This is a genomic window from Pseudomonas aestuarii (assembly GCF_027988105.1).
GTDB lineage: Bacteria > Pseudomonadota > Gammaproteobacteria > Pseudomonadales > Pseudomonadaceae > Aquipseudomonas > Aquipseudomonas aestuarii.
This window is the reverse complement of record NZ_JAQJZJ010000026.1, coordinates 1-699: the sequence shown is the minus strand read 5'-3', so window position 1 is coordinate 699 and position 699 is coordinate 1. Positions and strand designations below refer to the sequence as shown.

At 61.9% G+C, this 699-nt stretch carries 2 protein-coding genes; both read left to right on the top strand.

Annotation, left to right across the window (positions count from 1 at the left end; translation table 11 throughout):
- Positions 1-304: FAD-dependent oxidoreductase (locus PH586_RS23390; protein WP_271350204.1), on the top strand; the 304-nt coding region annotated here is incomplete at its 5' end.
- Positions 305-319: 15 nt separating this feature from the next.
- A complete protein-coding gene (locus tag PH586_RS23385; protein WP_025163301.1) occupies positions 320-649 on the top strand; it encodes a sarcosine oxidase subunit delta in 330 nt (109 codons plus the stop codon).
- Positions 650-699 lie beyond the last annotated feature (50 nt).

Genomic DNA, 699 nt, shown 5'->3' with positions numbered 1-699 from the left:
ACTGCAGGCCATCGTCGAGCTGTTCCCGGTGCTCTCGCGCGTGCGCATGAACCGGCAGTGGGGCGGCATCGTCGACACCACGCCGGACGCTTGCCCGATCATCAGTAAGACCCCGGTGCCGAACCTGTTCTTCAACTGCGGTTGGGGTACCGGTGGCTTCAAGGCCACCCCGGGTTCCGGTCACGTATTCGCCGCCAGCCTGGCCAAAGGCGAAATGCACGAACTGGCCAAACCCTTCGCCATGGACCGTTTCTACAACGGTGCCCTGATCGACGAGCACGGCGCCGCCGGCGTCGCCCACTAACAGGAGAAATCCGACATGCTGAACATCTTCTGTCCCCATTGTGGCGAGCTGCGCTCCGAAGAGGAATTCCACTCGGCCGGCCAGGCGCATATCCCACGCCCGCTGGATCCGAATGCCTGCACCGATGCTGAGTGGGGCGAATACCTGTTCTTCCGCGACAACCCGCGCGGCATCCACCACGAGCTGTGGATTCACGCGGCCGGCTGCCGGCAGTACTTCAATGCCACGCGCGACACCATCAGCTACGAAATTTTTGAAACCTACAAGATTGGCGAAAAGCCGAGCGTGACGGCTAAGCCGAACAGTGCGAAGCAGCCCAGCCGTGCGGCAGGAGAAAAGGCATGAGTCAGATCAATCGCCTGAGCAAGGGTGGCCGGATCAACCGCAACCAACCC